The sequence below is a fragment of the Reyranella sp. genome (assembly GCF_050185545.1).
Lineage (GTDB): Bacteria > Pseudomonadota > Alphaproteobacteria > Reyranellales > Reyranellaceae > Reyranella.
The window spans coordinates 7,423-26,754 of record NZ_JBFWZI010000067.1 but is presented as its reverse complement, the minus strand read 5'-3'; the positions used below and the strand labels follow the sequence as shown (position 1 = coordinate 26,754).

The 19,332-nt window shown below is 66.4% G+C and carries 16 protein-coding genes; 9 read left to right on the top strand and 7 right to left on the bottom strand.

What is annotated here, in order from left to right; all coding sequences use genetic code 11:
- The first annotated feature begins 17 nt into the window (after positions 1-17).
- The 7 genes from AB7O82_RS18805 (at position 18) to AB7O82_RS18775 (ending at position 9,597) form a co-directional block, all read left to right on the top strand.
- Positions 18-641 (top strand): polysaccharide biosynthesis/export family protein, encoded by a 624-nt coding sequence (locus tag AB7O82_RS18805; protein WP_428542625.1) that lies wholly within the window; start codon positions 18-20, stop codon positions 639-641.
- 8 nt (positions 642-649) lie between these two features.
- Positions 650-2,953 carry a GumC family protein gene (locus AB7O82_RS18800; RefSeq protein ID WP_428542628.1) on the top strand — a complete coding sequence of 768 codons (2,304 nt, stop codon included), beginning with the start codon at positions 650-652 and terminating at the stop codon, positions 2,951-2,953.
- A 21-nt stretch (positions 2,954-2,974) separates the two neighbouring features.
- A complete protein-coding gene (locus tag AB7O82_RS18795; RefSeq protein ID WP_428542631.1) occupies positions 2,975-4,192 on the top strand; it encodes a glycosyltransferase in 1,218 nt (405 codons plus the stop codon).
- The gene (locus AB7O82_RS18790; RefSeq protein ID WP_428619930.1) at positions 4,182-5,420 is read left to right on the top strand and encodes a glycosyltransferase; all 1,239 of its coding nucleotides are present in this window, start codon (positions 4,182-4,184) and stop codon (positions 5,418-5,420) included. The genes AB7O82_RS18795 and AB7O82_RS18790 overlap by 11 nt, the downstream gene beginning before the upstream one ends.
- 94 nt (positions 5,421-5,514) lie before the next feature.
- Entirely contained in the window at positions 5,515-7,017 is a 1,503-nt protein-coding gene (locus tag AB7O82_RS18785) for an undecaprenyl-phosphate glucose phosphotransferase (RefSeq protein ID WP_428619929.1), read from the top strand.
- Between the two features lie 34 nt (positions 7,018-7,051).
- Positions 7,052-8,224, top strand: coding sequence for a glycosyltransferase (locus AB7O82_RS18780; RefSeq protein WP_428542640.1), 1,173 nt, complete (start codon positions 7,052-7,054; stop codon positions 8,222-8,224).
- Positions 8,221-9,597 (top strand): hypothetical protein, encoded by a 1,377-nt coding sequence (locus AB7O82_RS18775; RefSeq protein ID WP_428542643.1) that lies wholly within the window; start codon positions 8,221-8,223, stop codon positions 9,595-9,597. The genes AB7O82_RS18780 and AB7O82_RS18775 overlap by 4 nt, the downstream gene beginning before the upstream one ends.
- A 114-nt stretch (positions 9,598-9,711) precedes the next feature.
- On the opposite strand, the gene AB7O82_RS18770 is transcribed toward AB7O82_RS18775, so the two are convergent.
- The 3 genes from AB7O82_RS18770 to AB7O82_RS18760 form a co-directional block, all read right to left on the bottom strand.
- Positions 9,712-10,680 carry a GDP-L-fucose synthase family protein gene (locus AB7O82_RS18770; RefSeq protein ID WP_428542646.1) on the bottom strand — a complete coding sequence of 323 codons (969 nt, stop codon included), beginning with the start codon at positions 10,678-10,680 and terminating at the stop codon, positions 9,712-9,714.
- Positions 10,646-11,734: a GDP-mannose 4,6-dehydratase gene (gene gmd / locus AB7O82_RS18765; protein ID WP_428542649.1), complete on the bottom strand. Its 1,089-nt coding sequence runs from the start codon at positions 11,732-11,734 to the stop codon at positions 10,646-10,648. Before gmd ends, AB7O82_RS18770 begins: the two co-directional genes overlap by 35 nt.
- Positions 11,735-11,801: 67 nt before the next feature.
- Positions 11,802-13,115: a glycosyltransferase family 4 protein gene (locus AB7O82_RS18760; protein WP_428619928.1), complete on the bottom strand. Its 1,314-nt coding sequence runs from the start codon at positions 13,113-13,115 to the stop codon at positions 11,802-11,804.
- On the opposite strand from AB7O82_RS18760, the gene AB7O82_RS18755 reads away from it, so the two are divergent.
- Entirely contained in the window at positions 13,110-14,348 is a 1,239-nt protein-coding gene (locus AB7O82_RS18755) for a hypothetical protein (protein WP_428542655.1), read from the top strand. The genes AB7O82_RS18760 and AB7O82_RS18755 overlap by 6 nt on opposite strands.
- A 29-nt stretch (positions 14,349-14,377) precedes the next feature.
- Here the strand turns inward: AB7O82_RS18755 and AB7O82_RS18750 are convergent, their stop codons facing one another.
- Positions 14,378-15,133: an FkbM family methyltransferase gene (locus tag AB7O82_RS18750; RefSeq protein WP_428542658.1), complete on the bottom strand. Its 756-nt coding sequence runs from the start codon at positions 15,131-15,133 to the stop codon at positions 14,378-14,380.
- 299 nt (positions 15,134-15,432) lie between these two features.
- Here AB7O82_RS18750 and AB7O82_RS18745 point away from each other — a divergent pair, with 299 nt between their 5' ends.
- Positions 15,433-16,761: an outer membrane beta-barrel protein gene (locus AB7O82_RS18745; protein ID WP_428619927.1), complete on the top strand. Its 1,329-nt coding sequence runs from the start codon at positions 15,433-15,435 to the stop codon at positions 16,759-16,761.
- A 130-nt stretch (positions 16,762-16,891) separates the two neighbouring features.
- Here the strand turns inward: AB7O82_RS18745 and AB7O82_RS18740 are convergent, their stop codons facing one another.
- The 3 genes from AB7O82_RS18740 to AB7O82_RS18730 form a co-directional block, all read right to left on the bottom strand.
- Complete coding sequence (locus AB7O82_RS18740) at positions 16,892-17,680, bottom strand: glycosyltransferase family 2 protein (RefSeq protein WP_428542664.1); 789 nt, start codon at positions 17,678-17,680, stop codon at positions 16,892-16,894.
- A 10-nt stretch (positions 17,681-17,690) separates the two neighbouring features.
- On the bottom strand, positions 17,691-18,689 hold the full coding sequence (gene galE / locus AB7O82_RS18735) for a UDP-glucose 4-epimerase GalE (protein WP_428542667.1): 999 nt from the start codon (positions 18,687-18,689) through the stop codon (positions 17,691-17,693).
- A gap of 296 nt (positions 18,690-18,985) precedes the next feature.
- Positions 18,986-19,332 (bottom strand): molybdopterin cofactor-binding domain-containing protein (locus AB7O82_RS18730; protein ID WP_428619926.1); only part of this gene is annotated, 347 nt, incomplete at its 5' end.

Sequence of the window (19,332 nt, the reverse complement as noted above, 5' to 3'; positions counted from 1 at the left end):
CCATGTCAGATCGCTCCATGAATGCTTCCCTCGGGCGTCGTGGCCTGTTGGCGGCGACCCTGGCCCTGGCCGCTTGCGAAAGCGACTCCACTCCCATCGTCGAGGATAGCGTCCCTCCCGGTTCGCAAAGCCTGCAGCTAACCGCCGACGGCCGCGTGCGGCCCCGCCCCGGACGCGACGCCGAATATCGTCTGGGCGCCAACGATCGCCTGCGCATCACCGTCTTCGGCCAGCCGACACTCACCGGCGAGTATACGCTCGATGGCAACGGCACCCTGGCCTTCCCCCTCATCGGTGCGGTCAGGGCCAACGGCATGACGACCAACGAGCTGCAGCGGGCGATCGCCACCAAGCTCGAGCCCGACTATCTGGTCAATCCCAGCATCAGCGCGGAAGTGCTGTCGCGGCGCCCGTTCTACGTCATCGGCGAGGTCCAGAAGCCCGGCAACTACCCCTATGTCACCGACATGACGGCGTTGAACGCCGTGGCGATTGCCGGCGGCTTCACCTATCGCGCCAAGACGACCCAGTTCTACCTGAAGCGTCTCGACCAGGACGGCAAGATGGTTCGTGTCATTGCCCGGCCGGACACGCTGGTGCGCCCCGGCGACACGCTCGAGGTCCGCGAGCGGTATTTCTGATGGATCATGTGCCCGATCGGCCCCCGCGTCTGCCGCGTCGACAGGCACCGCTGCGGGCGGTACCTCCGGCGGCGAATTACCTGCCGGTCGAGCCTGCGTTTCATGTCGCACCGGCCGCGGAGCAGGGCAACTTCCTGGAGACGATACGCAAGCTCTGGCGTCATCGAATCCTGATCGTAAGCACCACGCTGCTGCTCGGCGGCGCGGCGATTTTCGCCGCCTGGTCGATGCCGTCATACTACGTGTCGGAGGCGCGCGTGCAGGTGGGCGTGCAGTCGCCGCGACTGCCCAACATCGAGTCCCTGATCGCCGACGCCAGCCCGGATGCCGAGAAGGTCCAGAGCGAGGGCTTCATCCTGCAGTCACGCAACATCGCCCGGCAGGTCATCGATCAGCTGAAGCTGCGCGACAATCCCGAGTTCAATCCGGACCTGCGCAAGCCGTCGTTGATGACGCGCGCACTCGACTTCCGCAGCTACATGCCGCCCGAGCTCACGGCGTGGCTGGACCGGGTGAGGCTCACGAAGGACGACCCCGCGCCGCCGCCCGACCCGGCCAAGGTCGCCGCATGGCGGGAGGACCGGATGGTCGACGCGGTGCTGTCGCGCCTCGACGTATCGATCCTCGGCCGCTCGCACGTGCTCAGCGTCAAGGCGGAGGCGCAGAATCCGCTGACCGCGTCGGCCATCGCCAATGCCTTCGCCGAGCGCTATCTCGACTACCAGCGCCGCGACAAGATCGACTCGATGGACCGTGTCGACAAGTTCATGCTCGGTCGGGTCGCCGAGCTGCGCGAGCAGGTGCGCAAGTCCGACCAGGCGGTCGAGGACTACCGCCGCAGCAACGAGCTCTACAAGAGCGCCGGAAGCGGCGTAACCAACCAGCAGCTGACCGAGCTCAACACCCAGCTTCTCGCCGCCCAGACGGCGAAAGCCGAGGCGGATTCGCGACTCAAGGAGGCGCGGGAGCTGGGCAAGGGCGGCATCGGCAGCGAGAGCGTGCCCGAGGTCCTGCGGTCGCCCCTGATAAGCTCCCTGAAGCAGCAGCTGTCCGACTCCGAGCGGCGCGCCGCCGAACTTTCGGGGTCCCTGGGCGCGCGTCATCCGTCAATGGTCAAGGCGCAGGCCGAGGTCGCCAACGTCCAGCGTCGCGTCAATGCCGAGGTCGGCAAGGTGATCGACGGCCTGATGCGGGAGGCGCGCACCGCCAACGCCCGCTACGAGGCCCTGAACAAGAACTTCGAGACGTTGAAACGTCAGATGGGCGCGGTCAACGACCGGTCGATCCAGCTCGAGGCGCTCGAGCGTGAGGCGACGGTGAACCGCAACCTGCTCGAGGCCTTGTTGCTGCGGGCCAAGCAGAGCAACGGTGCCGAAACCATCCTCCAGGCCAATGCCAAGCTGGTGTCGCCCGCGGCACCGTCTCCGGCACCGAGCTATCCACCGAAGGGTCTCATTGCCCTGCTCGGCGTGGCGGGTGGCATGATGGTGGGGTCGGCCCTCGCTCTCCTCCGCGAAGGCGGAGACAATACCTTCCGACGCAGCGATCAGATCGAATCGGCGACCGGGCTGCCGGTTCTGGCGATGGTCCCGGAAGTCGGCGGCAGGATCCCGCCGTCGATGCAGGTGCTGCAGCATCCGACCTCGGCCTACAGCGAGGCCCTGCGGCGCCTTCACATCGGCATCGAGATGTCCGAAGCCGCGGCCTCGCCCAGGACGCTGCTGTTCAGCTCGGCCACCCCGTCCGAAGGCAAGTCGGTGATGGTGGCCTCGCTGGGCCGCCTGCTGGCCAGCAACGGCAAACGCATCCTGCTGGTCGACTGCGACTGGCGAAGCCCGCGTCTGCATCACATCTTCCACTGCAGCAACAAGGAAGGCCTGGCGGGTCTGCTGGTCGACAAGAAGGCGCAAGTCGACGAAGCCATCCATCACGACGCCCTGTCCGGCGTCGACGTGCTGCCGGCCGGAAGCTGGAGCCCGCGCGACGCCCATCTGGTCGGCTCGGAGCGAATGCGCCACCTGCTCGAGACCCTGGCGACCCACTACGAGTTCGTCATTCTCGACACGCCGCCCGCGCTGGTGACTGCCGACGTCCTGGCACTGTCCCGCCTGGTCGAGAAGGTCGTGTTCGTGGTGCGCTGGGGCCATACCAGGCAGGAGTCCGCGCTCGAGGCGCTGAAGCAGATCATCGACGCCCAAGGCGCCGTCGCCGGTGTCGTGTTGTCGCGCGTGGTCGCCAAGCACTATCGGCAATACAGCTATCGCGATCCGTTCTTCGATGGCCGGCGACCCGCCATGGCGCCCCATGTCTGACGTGCCCCTTCTCTGACGGTCATGCCCGATCCCTCGCGTATTCTCTTCGTCAGCCGCTACTACTGGCCGGAGCTGATCGGCTCCGCCCCGTTCAGCACCGACATCGCCGAATGGCTGGCCGAGCACGGCCGCCCGACCACGGTCGTGAGCGGACTGCCGCACTATCCGGGCAGCGAGATATTCCCGGACTATCGCGCCGGTCGCCCGCTTCGGGAAACAATCCGCGGTGTCCGGGTCGAGCGCCTGCGCACCGGGCCGCCGCGCGGTGCGGGTGCGAAGTATCGCATCCTGAACGAAGCCGAGTTCCTGCTGCGCGGCCTGATGGGGTTGGCCAGCGGCCGCATCGAGCGGCATTCGGTGGTGCTGGCGCTGTGCCCCTCGATCCTGTGCGTCGCCCTCGGCCTGGCGGCACGCCGCCGCGACGGCGTTTGCGTCGCCATCGTCCACGATATCCAGTCGGGCCTGGCCGAAAAGCTCATGGTCGGCGGCGGCTGGCTGACCAGGCTGATGCGCGCCTGCGAGCGCATCGTCCTCAATCGGTCCGACCTCGTCGCCGTGCTTTCGCAGGAGATGGCCGAGCAGCTTCGCCGCATTGGCATCAAGACGCCGATCGAGGTGGTGCCGCTGTGGGTCGATACCGAGCACATCCGACCGGTTCCTCCGCTCGCGCGACCTGCGGTCCGCGTCCTCTACAGCGGCAACCTGGGTCTCAAGCAGGGACTCGACCAGGTCGTCGCCCTGGCGCAGATCCTGGCCGACCGGCGATCCGACATCGAGATCGTGCTGCGCGGCAACGGCAGCCAGGCCGGAGACCTGCTCGCCAGCATCGACCGGCTGGGCCTCACGAATGTTCGTCTCGCGCAATTGCAGCCCAGCGAGGAGCTCGCCGTGGCGCTCGCGTCGGGCGACATCCATCTCGTGCCGCAGCGTCCCGACGCGGCGGATTTTGCCGTGCCTTCGAAGGTCTTCAACATCATGGCGGTCGGCCGGCCCTTCATCGCCACGGCGCTGCCCGACAGCGTGCTGTGGCGCCTGCGCGAGCGCAGCGGCGCCTTCCTGTGCGTGCCGCCCGGTGATCCATCCTCCTTCGCCGAGGCGGTCATCCGACTGGCCGACGACAGCCGTCTGCGCGGCGAGCTCGGGCAACGGGGTCGCGCATTCGTCGAGCAGCATTTCGCCAAGCCGCTGATCCTCGGTCACCTGATGAGCAGACTCGATGCCCTCGCCGGTGGCCGATAGCGCATCGCGCGGCGAGCTGCTGATCCTCGAATCCGACGTCGAGGGCCATTCACAGGAATGGCTGCAGCATCTTGTCGAGTTCGTGGCGTCGGACGACGCTGAGGGCAGCATCTGCCTCGTCGCGCCGCCGGCGCTCTGCGCTGCCTTGTCGCGCCACATGCCTGCCGGCGCGACCGACCGGGTGCGCTTCATGGCCATGACGCCGCGCGAGCAGGCCCTGTGCGGCCATCGCGTGCTGACGATCGCAGCCTTTGCACGCTGGTGGGCGATGCGCAGCTACCTGCGGCGGAGCGGCGCCAGCGCGGGCTTCTTCCTGTCGCTCGATCTTCTCTGCATTCCGCTCGGGCTGGGACTCGGAGCCCGGGGCAAGCCGCTGGCCGGCATCCTGTTCCGTCCCTCCGTCCACTATGCCGCGATGGGCGAGTATCGACCGAGCCTGGGCGAAAGACTGCGCGATATGCGCAAGAGCCTGTTCTACCGGTTGATGCTGCGCAATCCGGCGATCCGCACAGTGTTGTCGCTCGACCCGTTCTTTCCCGACCACGCCGCCGCATACTATCCGGCAGGCGCCAAGGTACGGGCCCTGCCCGATCCGGCCGAGCCTCCAGCGACCCTCGCTCGACTCTCGCCTGCCGTTCACGATTTCGTGCCCGCTGGACGTGTCGGGATGTTGCTGTTCGGTTACCTGACGGAGCGCAAAGGGCCGCTCGCGGTGCTCGAGGCGCTTCGCCTTCTGCCGGAAGCGACCACGCACCGCATCGCCGTCCTGTTCGCCGGCCGCGTCGATCCGGCGCTTCGTGGTGACATCGAGCTGCGCACCGCCTCGCTCGGCCGTGATCGGCCCGAGCTGTGGCTGCGCATCGAAGATCGCCGCCTCGACCGTGACGAGCTCGAGGCGCTCGTCGCCCGCAGCGACGTCGTCCTGGCGCCTTACCAGCGTTTCGTCGGATCGAGCGGCGTGCTGTTGTGGGCGGCTCGCGCCGGGCGACCCGTGCTGGCGCAGGACTACGGCCTGATCGGTCGTCTCACGCGAGACCATCACCTCGGCGTCGCAGTCGACACGACCGATCCGGAACGCCTCGCCGCAGCAATCGAGCGCGTCGTCGAGCAGGGACCGCAGACCTTCATCGACCGGCCGTCGGCCGCGCGCTTCGTCGCAGCTCGCACGCCGCAGTGCTTCGCGTCGCTGGTGTTCTCCAGCACCCAGCCGCAGCCCGATTCAACATGATCACAGCATCAATACAGAACCTTGCGAAGAATCGGCCCATTTAAGTGCCGGAATGAATGACGGACGCACCGGTTCGTTCGCGAGGAGAGTCCCGATGAAGCAAGGCAGCTCGGCGAGAGCGGCGGCAACTACGCTCGATCAGGCGATCGACGACAGTCGGCGCGGCGCGGAGATCGATGGGGACTCGCCGCCGCGCCGGGGCCGCTCCGTGTCGGAAGCGGTCGTCAGCCAATCCGTCGCCATGTTCGACGCCGTCGCCATTCTTTCGGCCGGCGCCATCGCGATGTCCTGGGATCGCTCCGCCGTCGACTGGCGGCTCGAGGGGCTCATCGTATTGCTCGGCACGTTGCTCGCCAGCCACTTGCTGCGACTCGCCGGCGCCCATCGGTTTGCCAATCTCGCCGACGTCGGCAGCTCGGTTGGCCGCGCCCTGCTGGGGTGGCTGCTGACGCTCGCAGTGCTGTTTGCGGCGACCTACGTACTCGAGCCGGTCACTGCCGCCGATGGGCCATGGGTCATGCTCTGGTTCTCGCTCGGCGTCGTGGCGCTGATCGTCAGCCGATCCCTCCTCAGCCGCCAGATGCGAAGCTGGAGCCGCGCCGGCCGGCTGGGTGAGGTCGTCGCCATCGTCGGCGCCGGATCGATCGCCCAACGGCTGTTACGTCATCTGAACGGCACGCCGACGGGACCGAGAATATTCGGTGTCTACGACGACGAGTTCGAGCACATGCCCCGGCGCTGCATGGGCCACGCCATCCTGGGCTCGGTGGACGATCTGGTCGAAATGGCGCGCCGCAACGCCATCGACACGGTCATCGTGGCGCTGCCGCCGACCAGCGAGCATGCCCTGGTCGAGACGCTCAACAAGCTCAGCGCCATTCCGGTCGATGTCCGCCTGTGTCCGAGCGAGTTCGCGCTGCGCCTGGGCACCCTCGAGGCCAGTCATATCGGCGGCCACACCTTTCTCAACGTGATCGACCGGCCGCTGCGCGATTGGCGGTGGATCGCCAAAGCCATCGAGGACCGGCTGCTTGCCGCCGCAATCCTGCTGGCGATTTCGCCCGCTCTGCTGGTGATCGCGATCCTGGTCAGGCTCGACAGCCCCGGTCCGATCCTGTTCCGGCAGAAGCGCCACGGCTTCAACAACGAGCTGATCGAGATGCTGAAGTTTCGCACGATGTATCACGAGATGAGCGACGTCAAAGGCGAGCAGCTGACCCGGCGAGACGATCCACGCATTACCCGCATCGGCGCGTTCCTGCGCCGCACCAGCCTGGACGAGCTGCCCCAGTTCCTGAATGTGCTGCGCGGCGACATGTCGATCGTGGGACCGCGGCCGCACGCCCCGGCCGCCAAGGCCGGGGCGCTGCTCTACACGGAGGCCGTCAAGCATTACGACGCCCGCCATCGGGTCAAGCCGGGCATCACGGGCTGGGCGCAGGTCAACGGATGGCGCGGCGAAACCAACACCCTCGAGCAGATACGAAAGCGCGTAGAGCATGACCTCTATTACATCGAACATTGGTCGATCGCCCTCGACCTCCAGATCATCGCCCGGACAATCGCGACCGGCTTCACGGGACGCAACGCCTTCTAGTCCGAGGCAGGGGCCGCCGCTGCGCTGCCTGTGGTTGACGCTGGCAGACCCGGAACCGCGCTTCAACGGCCAGTACGTCTATTCGGGCGGGCTGATCGATTCGGTGGCCGACGCCGGGGGCGACGTCGAGGTGCTGGGGCTCGGGCGTTCCGATCCGTCCCTCGACGCCCCGCAGCGGGCCGACGGAACCGTTTGGTGGCTGCCTTCCGATTCCCCGCGCTCGAGATGGCGCAGCCTCGTCTCAGTGCTGCCGCACACGGCGCATCGCTGCCGGACATCGGGCATGCGCCGCATCCTCGACAGGCTGCTGCGCCGCGGCGGCTGGGACGGCATCGTCTTCGACGGCATCTCGGCCGGCTGGGCGCTGGCCCGCGTTCTCGACCACTATGCCGGCCGCAGCAATCGGCCGCGCCTGATTTACATCTCGCACAATCACGAGGAGAGCCTGCGCAATCGGATCGCCGAGAGCCAGCCGCTGTTCCTGAAGCGCCAGGCCGCTCGCCTCGACGCCTTGAAGGTGTCCCGCCTGGAACAGGAGCTGGTCGATGCGGTCGACTTCGTGACGGCCATCACGCACGACGATCTCCTGCTCTACAAGGAGCGCAATCGCGACAAGCCGATGGACGTGCTCACTCCCGGCTACTGCGGGCGTCGCGTCGTCGCGCGGCGCATTTCCGCCGACCTGCCGCGGCGCGCCGTCATCGTCGGCAGCTTCGACTGGATCGCCAAGCGCATGAACCTCGCCGAGTTCGTCGACGTCGCCGACCCGGTGTTCGCCCTGGGCGGCGCCGAACTCCAGGCGGTCGGCAGCGCCGACGAGGCCTTCCTCGATCAGCTGCGCCAGAAGTCGGTCGCCACCCGCTTCACCGGAACCGTGCCGAGCGTGGCACCCTATCTCGATGAAAGCCGGATTGCGATCGTTCCCGAACGAAATGGCGGAGGCTTCAAGCTCAAGGTCCTGGAGTACGTGTTCAACCGTGTTCCGATCTTCGCGCTCGACGGCTCGTTCGCCGGGGTCCCGCTGCGCCACAACGACAGCGTCATGCTGTTTCCCGATCATGCCGCCCTCGCGCACGGCGTCATGGAGGCGATCGATGACGTCGACCGCTTGAACAGGCTGCAGGAACGCGCCTTCGCGGCGTGCAGCGGCCACTTCGACTGGCCGAGCCGCGGCAGGCAGATTGTCTCGGCAATCGCCGACTCATGACGGCAGCGGCATTCTCCAGAGCGGCGCCTGCGGGGCGCCTCGACTTTCTCGACACGGCGCTGGTCGTGCTGTTCCTGCTCGGCATCTACCTCGGCGTCTCTCTCCAGATATCGGAAAAGGTGCCGCTGACCTGCGCGCCCTCCGGGCTCGCCGGCATGATCATGCTGTGGCGCCGGCGCGATCAGATCGATCCGCGGCACCTCGGCGGGCTGCTCGCCGTGGTCGCGATCTATCTCGGCTCGATCATGTCGGCCGACGACTACGCCTACCTCGGCAAGCGCTTCACCGGCCTGCTGCAGGTCACCTACTCCCTCGTCATCGGCTACGCGATGTTCGTGACGCTGGTCCATGGCGAGCGTCGCCAGATCGCGGGCATCCTGCTGACCTTCTGCCTCCTCATCATCGTCGGATGCCTGCTCGAAACCTATGGCGGGCTGCGGCCCTTGAGCGACGCCGTGCGCGAGCGCATCTATGATGCCGCCGTCGTCTACGACTCGGATCTGCGTGACGTCGTCCTCTATGGCCGCATTCGTCCCAAGCTATTCACGTCCGAGCCGTCGGCGGTCACCTTCGCCTACACCCACTTCAGCGCCGTGTGGCTGGTCGTGAGCCCCTGGCGCTGGAAGGTGCCGGTCTACTTCGGCCTGATCGGTTGCGCCTTGGTGGTCCTGCCGGGACCGACGCTGGTCCTGATGCTGCTGCTGACGATCCCCTACATGATCTTCCTCGCCGGCGGCGGCACCGGGCGGCGGTCGGCGATGCGCACCGTCGGCGCGCTCGCCATCTCCGCCCTGCTGGTCGCAGTGGCGATCGCGGTCGGCCAGATGTTCTTCGCTGAACGGCTGAACGAACTCGCGAGCGGCCGTGACGCCAGCTTTTTCTACCGTTTCACAGGGCCGATGCTGGTCGCCCTGAGCATGTTCCAAGTCCATCCATGGGCTGGCGCCGGCCTCACCGGCGAGCAATACATCGCCGACCAGGTCCTGAACGTCTACATGAACTCGCCGTCGTTCCAGGCAGCGTGGAGCATCACCCGCATCGGCGACGTCCTCACCAACTATTTCTGGCTGCACTGGATCTATCTCGGGCTCGTGTGGGGTGTCGTTACCCTGGTCGCGGTGTCGATCTGGCTGCGCATGCTGGGCGTACCGAGCGTACTCTATTGCTGGGCCGTGTGGCTGATCCTGGGTCAGGCCTCGGGCTCCTATGTCGGCCCCAAGACATGGGCCGTCCTGCTGATCGCGGCGGCCGCCTCGATCCTGAGGGTCGGCGCACCCGAGCGGCAGCTCGCCACGGCACCGGCGGCGCCGACGCCGGCCTACCGGCCGCGCGTCCGCCTGGCCAATGCCCGCACGGAATATCTGAGCTCGTGAACGCCTGTTCCTTCCATGAAATCGGGACGGGTACCGCCCCGATTTTCTCATCATCGTGGTGCGCGCCGGGCGTGCTGGGTGTCTCCGCCGTAATCGGGGGAGGAATAGGCAAGGTCAGGCGACGGCGCGCGGCTCGGCGGCGACATTGTCGACATACCACCGGTAGGTCGCCGCCAGGCCCTGCCGCAGCGGCGTGCGTGCGCGCCAGCCGAGCGAGGTCGCCAGCGTGGTGTCGACCATCTTGCGCGGCACCCCGTCGGGCCGGCTGGAGTCGAAATGCACGCCGCCCTTGAAGCCGACGACGGCACAGACGAGCTTGACCAGATCGACGATCGGCACATCGGTGCCGGGGCCGAGATTGACGATGCCTTCGTCCGAGTAGCACTTCATCAGATGGACCATGCCGTCGGCCGCATCGTCGACGTACAGGAACTCGCGCCGTACGGCACCGGTGCCCCACACCTCGATCGCGGGCGCTCGCGCGAGCAGTGCGGCGTGCGCCTTCGCCAGCAGGGCGGGCACGACATGGCTCTGCAGGAGGTCGAAATTGTCGCCAGGACCGTAGAGATTGGTCGGCATCACCGAGACGAAGTCGCAGCCATACTGGCGGCGATAGGCCTGGCCCAGCTTGATGCCGGCAATCTTGGCGACGGCATACCACTGATTGGTCGGCTCGAGTGGCCCGGCAAGCAGCGCCGATTCTGGGATCGGCTGCGGCGCCAGCCGCGGGTAGATGCAGGACGAACCCAGCAGCATCAGCTTCTCGACGCCGGTCCGGCGGGATGCCTCCACGACGCTGCTCTGGATCATCAGGTTGTCGTAGATGAATTCCGCCGGCCGGCTGTCGTTAGCGTAGATGCCGCCGACGCGTGCGGCGGCCAGGAACACGGCCTGCGGCCGCGTCTCGGCCATCCATCGCTCGGTCTGCTCGAGGCTGCGCAAGTCGACGCTCCCGCGCGGCGCGGTCAGGATTTCGCACCCCTCGCTCTGCAGGCGGCGGACCAGGGCGCTGCCGACCAGACCGCGATGGCCGGCGACCCAGACCCGCTTATTGCGCAGCGTGTAGTTGGGGTTGATGGACATGATTGGCTCCCATTCTCCGAAGAACAACTCGATCGGCCTCGACCATCTCGGCCACCAGGTCGTGGAAGCTGGTGCGGTGGCGCCAGCCGAGCTTGGTCAGGGCCTTTGCCGGATCGCCGAGCAGCAGGTCGACCTCGGTCGGCCGGCGGTAGGTCTTGTCGATCGCCACCAGCACCCGGCCGGTGCGTCGGCAGCAACCTTCCTCATGGTCGCCTTCGCCGCGCCAGGCGATGGCATGCCCGATGTGATCGAAGGCGAGCTCGACGAACTCGCGCACCGTATGAGTCTCACCGGTCGCGAGCACGTAGTCGTCCGGCTCGTCCTGCTGCAGGATCCGCCACATCCCCTCGACATAGTCGCGCGCATGGCCCCAATCGCGGCGGGCGTCGAGATTTCCGAGATAGAGCCGCTCCTGAAAGCCGCGCTCGATGGCGGCGACGGCGCGGGTGATCTTGCGCGTGACGAAGGTTTCGCCGCGAATCGGCGATTCGTGATTGAACAGAATGCCGTTCGACGCGTGCACACCATAGGCTTCGCGGTAGTTGACGGTGATCCAGTAGGCATAGAGCTTTGCCACCGCGTACGGGCTTCGTGGATAAAACGGCGTGAGCTCGCGCTGCGGCGTCTCCCGAACCTTGCCGAAAAGCTCGGAGGTCGACGCCTGGTAGAAGCGAACATGGCTCTGCAGGCCGAGGATACGGATGGATTCGAGCATGCGGAGCGCGCCGAGGGCGTCGGTGTTCGCCGTATACTCCGGCGTCTCGAAGCTCACCTGGACGTGGCTCTGGGCGGCCAGGTTGTAGATCTCGGTCGGCCGGATCTCACCGATCAGACGCGTCAGGTTCGTCGAATCCGTCATGTCGCCATAGTGCAGGAACAACCGCACGTCCGCGTCGTGACGGTCGCGGTAAAGGTAATCGATCCGCTCGGTATTGAGCGACGACGAGCGACGCTTGATGCCGTGGACGATATATCCCCGGCCCAGCAGGAAATCGGCGAGATAGGAACCGTCCTGCCCGGTGATGCCGGTGATGAGAGCTATCTTGTCGGACATGTTTGCTGACCTTTGCGGTTGCTGCCGTGTCGCTCCGAGCCGCCACCCGCGGGTGATGGCGGAGCACTCAGGAATAGGCGATCCGCTCCGCCACGCGCCGCCAGGAGCAGCTCGCCAGGACGAAACGACGACCTGCCGCGGCCATGCGCTGCAGGCGCTGCGGATCGGAGAGGGCGCTGAGGATCGCCTCCGACAGCGCTGCCGGGTCGGCACGATCGACCAGGAACCCGTGCCTGCCGCCGTCGACCAGCTCGGGCAGGCCGTTGCGATTGAGACCCATCACCGGCGTCGCCGAGGCCATTGCCTCGAGGTAGACCTGCCCCCACGGATCGTTCAGCATCGGCTGGACGAGAAGCGTGGCGTCCCTGTAGCGCTGCTGCAGCTCGGTCCACGGCAGATGGGCGTGAAACGTGATCCCGGATCGATCGCCGACGAAGGCCCTGCTCCGCTCGTCGCCGACGATGGTCAGCGTGAGATCGGGCCTGCGGCGGCGGGCCAGGTCGTAAGCCTCGAGCAGGAGCATGCCGCCCTTGGCGTGGAACAAGTGCTTGGCCACGAACAACAGGGCCGGCCGATCGTAGGATTTCGGCCCCCAATAGGGCTCGATCGAACCCATCCCCGAGCCGACCGCGGTGACGCGATCGGCCGGAAGTCCGTAGTGAGCGATCAGATTGTCGCGCACGTAGCTTCCGAAGGTGAAGACGTGGGCAAGACCGCTGAGCGCCTGGCGCTCGGCCTGGTCGTAGGCGGCAATCGCCCTGGCGTTGTAGCGGCGCGCCACCGGGTGATTGGCCTTCGCCAGCGCCCAGCTATGGTCGCAGTAGAGGTAGTGCTCGACGCCCTGCGCGCGGTCGGCAGCAGGCAGGTCGAAGGTTCCGGTATGGATGACGTGACGCACGCCCAGTCGCGCCGCCGATTCGGCGACCTGGGCTGCATGCCTGCGTCGCGCGCGCAATCCGCGCAGCAGCTGCTCGCCATGCAGCGGACGGCCCAGGCCCGCCGCCATGTCGCGCGCCGCGACGCTCCACTTCGCGAGCCGGCCGAGGCGCGGGTGAATGGCCTCGACCGCGACTCCCAGCTGCTCGAGCTCCTTCGCCAGGTTGGCCGGTGCACCGGACCATGAGCGTGAATCAAATGGATCGCCGAACACGCAGGTGATCGCGACACGATCGAAGCGCGGCCGACGTTCGATGAAGGAACGAAGCACCATGTTCATCGCGAATATGGAACCATCGGCCGGCGATGGGCGGCCAGTGATCAACGCGTGATAGGCCGGCCACGGATTGCCACCGCACCACAGATTGATCACGTAGGAGGAGTGCAGCGCTCGCCGATACTGCGAACCGAACGCCCCCCGGCCGGAGACATGAAAGCGATGCATGGATCGATCGATGCGAGAGACGTTGCCGGCCTTTCCGTCAGGGAGCGCGACGACGACGTGACGGACGACATCATTTCGCCGCCGATGCACGATGCCGAGAACGCTTCGTCCGGCATCGAGCTGTCCTTCTTCTGTCCAGACGTGACCGATGCAAGCACGCTGAAACGCGTCCGGCAGTTCATGGATTTCGGCTTTCGCGTCGTCGTGTTCGGCTTCCGGCGTGCGCGCTACAATACTACCTTCGAGCCGCCCTGGCCGAACGTTCCCCTGGGATTCACGACGGATGCCCGCTATTGGCATCGCCTGTGTGCCCTGCTGCGGGCAGTGCCCGCGATTGTCCGGCACAGACGCACGTTGCGCCGCTCGGGGATCTTCTACGCCCGCAATATCGACCAGTTGCTCCTCGCCCTGATCGCACGCGCCACCTGCGGGTCGCGCGCCAGGATCGTGTACGAGGTCCTCGACATTCCTCCCATACTCATGCAGCGCGGCGTGATGGCGCGAATGCTGCGCCGTATCGAGCGAATGGCCCTTCGCCGCATCGCCCTGCTCGTCCTCTCCTCGCCAGGCTTCCATCGCAACTATTACAAGACCATCCAGGGCTATCGCGGCGAATGGTTCCTGCTCGAGAACAAGCTTCACCATTCGATCCCGTCGGCGCGCCCTCGCCTGCGCCGGCCGGTCGAGGGCGGGCGGCCGTGGGTGGTGGGCTACTTCGGGCTGATCCGCGGCGAGGCGACGTTCGCCCTGATCTCACGGCTGGCAGATCGCTTGCAGGGCCGGGTGCTGTTCAAGTTTGGCGGAATCGTGACGACGGTCGATCGGGCGGGCTTCGATAGGGCCCTGCGACGGTCTGCGAACATGGTCTATTCGGGCCCCTATCTGCCGCAACAGGATCTCGAGCGTCTCTATCGCGACGTCGACATCGCCTGGGCCCTCGATCTCGAGCACACCGACCACAATTCTCGCTGGCTGATGCCGTGCCGGTTCTACGAAGCCGGATTCTACGGCGTTCCCTGCATGGCCGTTCAGGGCTTCGAGGTGGGCACCACCATCGAGAAGCACGGGATCGGCTGGACGTTCGACGAACCGCTCGAGGATTCTCTCGTCCGTTTCTTCGAGCGACTGACACTCGCCGACTACGCCGACGTCCGCCAACGGCTCGACGCCGTTCCGCCGAGCACGTTCGTGGCCGGGGAGGACATCACCCGCCTTTGCTCCCTGCTCGCTTAGCGGCCGGCCCGACCGGAGGTTCTTTCAGCCTAAGAGGCGCACGCAGCGCGATTGATCATCACACAATCGAACTCGATCAGGCGTAGTGTGCTGTCGCGGCTGACCGGATAGAACCCGGTGACGTCGAAGCCGTGCTCGTCGAGATAGCGCAGGGTGTCCATGTATCCCGGCATGCCCTTGTAGATGCCGATGATCGAGGCCTCGGTCTGCAACGCTCTCACGAAGGGCAGGCTGTCGCCGGCACCCCGCAGCACTTCCATGTCGAAACCTTGCGTGTCGATCTTGAGGTAAGGTCGGTCGAAGCCGATCCGCTCCTGCAGCACCGGCAACACGACATCGAGTGTGCGGACTGTCACGATCTCGCTGTGGCTCGGCTCGTTCAGGCCGACATAATCAGTCACGCGGACATTGTCGGGCTCGAGAAAGGAGCTGAACTGGTCCGAGGCCATGACGTTGATGGGCATCGTGCCGTCCGCGCTGCCCAGCGCATAGCTTTCGACGTGCCAGCAGCGGTCGCTCCGGCTGCGCTCCCGCAGCGCCGCGGAGAGCTTGCTGACCGGCTCGAAGGACACGATCGTGCCGTCGTAGTGGACCTTGTCACGCAGGAAGTCTCGATACTGGCCGGCATTTGCGCCGACATCGAGCACGCAGTCTATTTCCGCGTGGGCGAGCAGCTGACGCAGGTGAAGCGCCAAGTCGCGCTCCTTCATCTCGCGCAACGGTACAATATCGTACCCGAGCGACCGGCTGACCTTGAGCACCGAATCCTTGACGATCTTCAACATGCAAACAACTCCAGGCTGGCCGCTCTCTTCCGTCGCCACAATTCTTCGGGGCCGTGGACGGAGACAGTGATCATTGCGTGGCAGCCGGGACCGTTTATCGCAGCGCAGCTGCGCCAATCGTGACCAGTTCGTGGCCGAGGGTCATTGGTGATTGAGGCCGCGACCTGTCTGGCCGAATATTGTCGTTCCTGCCGCTGCAATTTGACGGATTGCTGGTATCATCGCGCAACTCGGTCGTCCGGTTCACCAACGGCAGCGGATCCTCGCGCGGTTCGCCACGCCAAACAAAAGGGGGATGCATGCTTCCGAGGCCCGTCAGACGAGCTTTTGCATTCGGGGCACTGGCCCTGGCGGGTGGACCCCTCTTCTGTGAGGCAAATGCGCAAATCGTACCGGGAAGCCCGGGCCCGCCGCCTCCGCGGCCGGAGCGACCGGAAACCCGGCCCCCGGCGGCCATCGAGGGCGAGCGCTACGAGCCCATTGGCGTGCAGGTCGGAGGGTTCCGCCTCTTTCCGGTGCTCGAGCTGAACGAGGGATTCAACGACAACGTCTTTGCCACGACGGCGTCGAGCGGCCAGACGCCGAGTTTCATCCAGATCATCAAGCCCGGCCTCGAGCTGCGCTCGACCTGGTCCAACCACATGCTGAACTTCCGCGCCACGGGTGCGTTCGCCTTCTATACCGCTGCGGCGATCCAGAACTATCAGGACTTCTCGGTCGGCACCGATGGCCGTATCGACATCCAGCGCAACTGGAACGTCTATGGCGGCCTGTCCTTCAACCGGCAGCACGAGGATCCGGGCACGCCCAACACCGTGAGCGGAGTGAACAGCGTCACCATCTACAATCAGTCGAGCGGCAATGTCGGCTACTACCAGAAGTTCAACCGCTTCAGCGGCAAGGTCGACTTCCGCACCGATTATTACAGCTACTACGACAACGGACAGGGCTTGGCCCAAGGCGTGGTGCCCAACACGGAGCGTGACCGGACGGAACTGCGCGAGTCGGTTCGCTTCGGCTACGAGTTCATCAACAACTACGAAATCTGGGTGCGCGGGAGCCTCAACCAGCGTCTTTATGACAACCAGCCCGACGCCGCCGGCTTCTATCGAAACTCCAGCGGCTGGGAGCTGGTCGGCGGCTTTACCATCGACGTCGGCGGCCTGACGACGGCCGAGGTGTTCGCCGGATACCTGCAACAGAACTACGTCGACAGCCGCTTTCAGACCGTGCAGGGTCCGCAGTTCGGGCTCGCGGCCTACTGGACGCCGCTCAAGGAGCTTTGGATCAAGCCGTACGTCAAGCGCACCGTCAACGAGGCCGCGTTCGTCGGCGACTCGGGCTATCTCGGCACGTCGTTCGGCGTCGAGGTCGATTACAAGGTCCTGCCCAACGTCCGGCTCAACGGCCGCGGCGACTACTCCATTGCCGACTACCAGGCCTCGCCCTCCGCGGGAACGACGAACCGCTACGACCAGTACTACCTGTTCCAGGCCGGCGTGATGTATTCGCCGATCCGCGAGTTCTTCGTCGGGCCGCAGTACCAGTACATCTATCGCAGCTCCAATCAGCCCGGCCTCGACTACGGCCAGAACGTCATCCTCCTGCGTCTCGGCGCGAGGTTGTAATGACATAGACCGCTGCCCCGTCATTCGGACCGGAGGGGTCATTGCTGGGAGCGCGCCACTCCGATGGCGCTCGTGCGATGTGCGATCACCAGCAAGAGCGCCATCGGAGCGGCGCGCTCCCAGCGAAGAATCAGTCCGGGCGTGGCGCCGTGCCCGACAGGCGGCGGTCGAGCAGTTCGAGGACGAGCAGCACTTCGGCAAGCAGGCGCTGGAAGGCGTAGAACCAGCCGGCCGGCCCGTCGAGCAAGCCCCCCTTGGCGATCAGTACATAGAGGAAGACCAGGACCGGCGCCGGCCAACCCATCAGCCTCAGTCGGTCGGCGCGCGACAGATCGGCGCGCGTCGCCGCCAGCAGATGGGCGGCCTCGCGCGCGGCATATCCGAGCTGCGACTTCAGCCAGCGTGCCAGCGGTTTGCGGTCGTCGTGATAGATCGGCGCCGTCAGGTCGGCGACCGGGCCGTCGATCCGGATGCGATGGCCGTGCCCTTCGTCCTCGTAGCGGGCATCGGCGACGCAATACAGCACGGTTCGCGGCGGATAGAGCGAGCCGCGCAACGGCCTGCCATGGATGCGATAGACGAAGCGCGCGCGGAACCCGGCCTGCCCGGCGGCGGGCTGGAGCGCGTGCAGCTCGGCAACCAGCGCGTCGCTCAGCTCATAGTCCGCATCCATCGACAGGACCCATCGCGACTTCACCTGCGCCAAGCCGAAATTGCACTGCCCGGCGAAGCTGTCGAAGGCGCGCTGATGGACCTCGACACCGGGCGTCCTGGACAGCACCTCGAGGGTGCCGTCGGTGCTGCCGCTGTCGATCACCACGATGCGGCGCGCCCAGGCGAGCTTGCCGAGTGTGCGCTCGATGTTCTGGATCTCGTCGTGGGTGATCAGCAGCGGCGTGATGTCGTCGGTGAACGCCATGCGATGGACTTCAGCGCGGCCCCGGCGCGGCCATCGCCTGCGTGCGGTGCGTGGTCATCCATCGCCATGCCGTCTCGATGACCGCATCGAGACCGGATCGCGGGCTGCTCCACGACAGGAATTGCTTCGCCAACGACGCATCGGCCACCAGGAACGGCGGATCCCCGGGTCGCCGCGCGGCGGCCTCCGCGGGGATTGGCCGTCTGGTGATGGCGCGCGCCTGCGCGATGACCTCGTTGATGCTGGCGCCGCGGCCGGTCCCGAGATTGTAGGCGGCGAAATGGCCGGGCCGGCAGGCAGCGACCGCCGCGACATGGGCCGCGGCGAGATCGCTCACGTGCACATAGTCGCGCACGCAGGTGCCGTCCGGCGTGTCGTAGTCGGTGCCGAAGATCGCGATCGACGGGCGGTGGCCGAGCGCCGTCTGCAGCACCAGGGGAATGAGGTGCGGTTCCGGATCGTGCTCCTCGCCGAGCTGGCCGTCGGGATCGGCACCCGCGGCATTGAAATAGCGCAGCGCGATCGCCCCTACTCCATGCGCGGCACAGGCGTCGCGCAGGATCTCCTCGGCCATGCGCTTGGACCGGCCGTAGGCATTGATCGGCTCCTGCTCCATGGTCTCGACGATCGGCATGCGCTTGGGCACGCCGTATGTCGCGCAGGTGCTGGAGAAGACGATGGAGCCAACGTCGTTCGCCCGCATCGCCTCGAGCAGAGCGATCGTCCCGCCGACATTGACGCGATAATACTCGGTCGGCTCCTTCATCGAATCGCCGACGTAGGCCAGGGCGGCGAAGTCGATCACCGCCTCCGGTCGATGACGGTGCATCGCCACGGAGAGCGCGGTGCGATCGTTGAGATCGCCGCGTTCCAGCGGCCCCCATTTGACCGCCCAGTCGTGGCCGGTGTGCAGGTTGTCATAGACAATCGGCAGGTGGCCGGCCTGGGCAAGCGCCTTGCACGTATGCGAGCCGATATAGCCCGCCCCGCCCGCAACCAAGACACGCACGATCCGATCCTCGCTTTCCTGTCGGCGCTCCGCCGGCGCAATGCTACATCAACCGAGCCTTTGGTGCTCGTGCGCCCAATGCAAAGCCTGTGACCTTCCCGTCATGCTCTTCCGGACCGCGGGCGTCCCGCCCGCTCATGATCTTCGCCGGGAGCGCGCCAATCCGTGGCGCTCATGGGGATGGCTGACACAACGTTTGCGGATCGGAAGAGGAGCATGAGCGCCACGGATTGGCGCGCTCCCGGCGAAGATCATGAGCGGGCGGGACGCCCGCGGTCCGCAAGAAAGCGCCGCGATCACACGAGGCGCAGCGGCAGAGTGCGCAGCCGCTTGCCGGTGGCGGCGAACACGGCATTGGCGACTGCCGGGGCGATGGGCGGTGTGCCGGGCTCGCCGACGCCGCCGACAATGGGCGACGCGCCGTCCACCAGATGAACCGACATGACCGGCGCATCGGCCAGACGCACCGCGTCGTAGTCGGGAAAGTTGGCCTGCTCGACCGCCCCGTTGGCCAGAGTGATCTCGCCATGGAGCGCGGCCGACAGGCCGTAGACGATGCCGCTTTCCATCTGCGCGCGCACGATCGCCGGATTGACCACCGGCCCGCAATCGATGGCGCAGGTCACGCGCCTGACCTGCACCG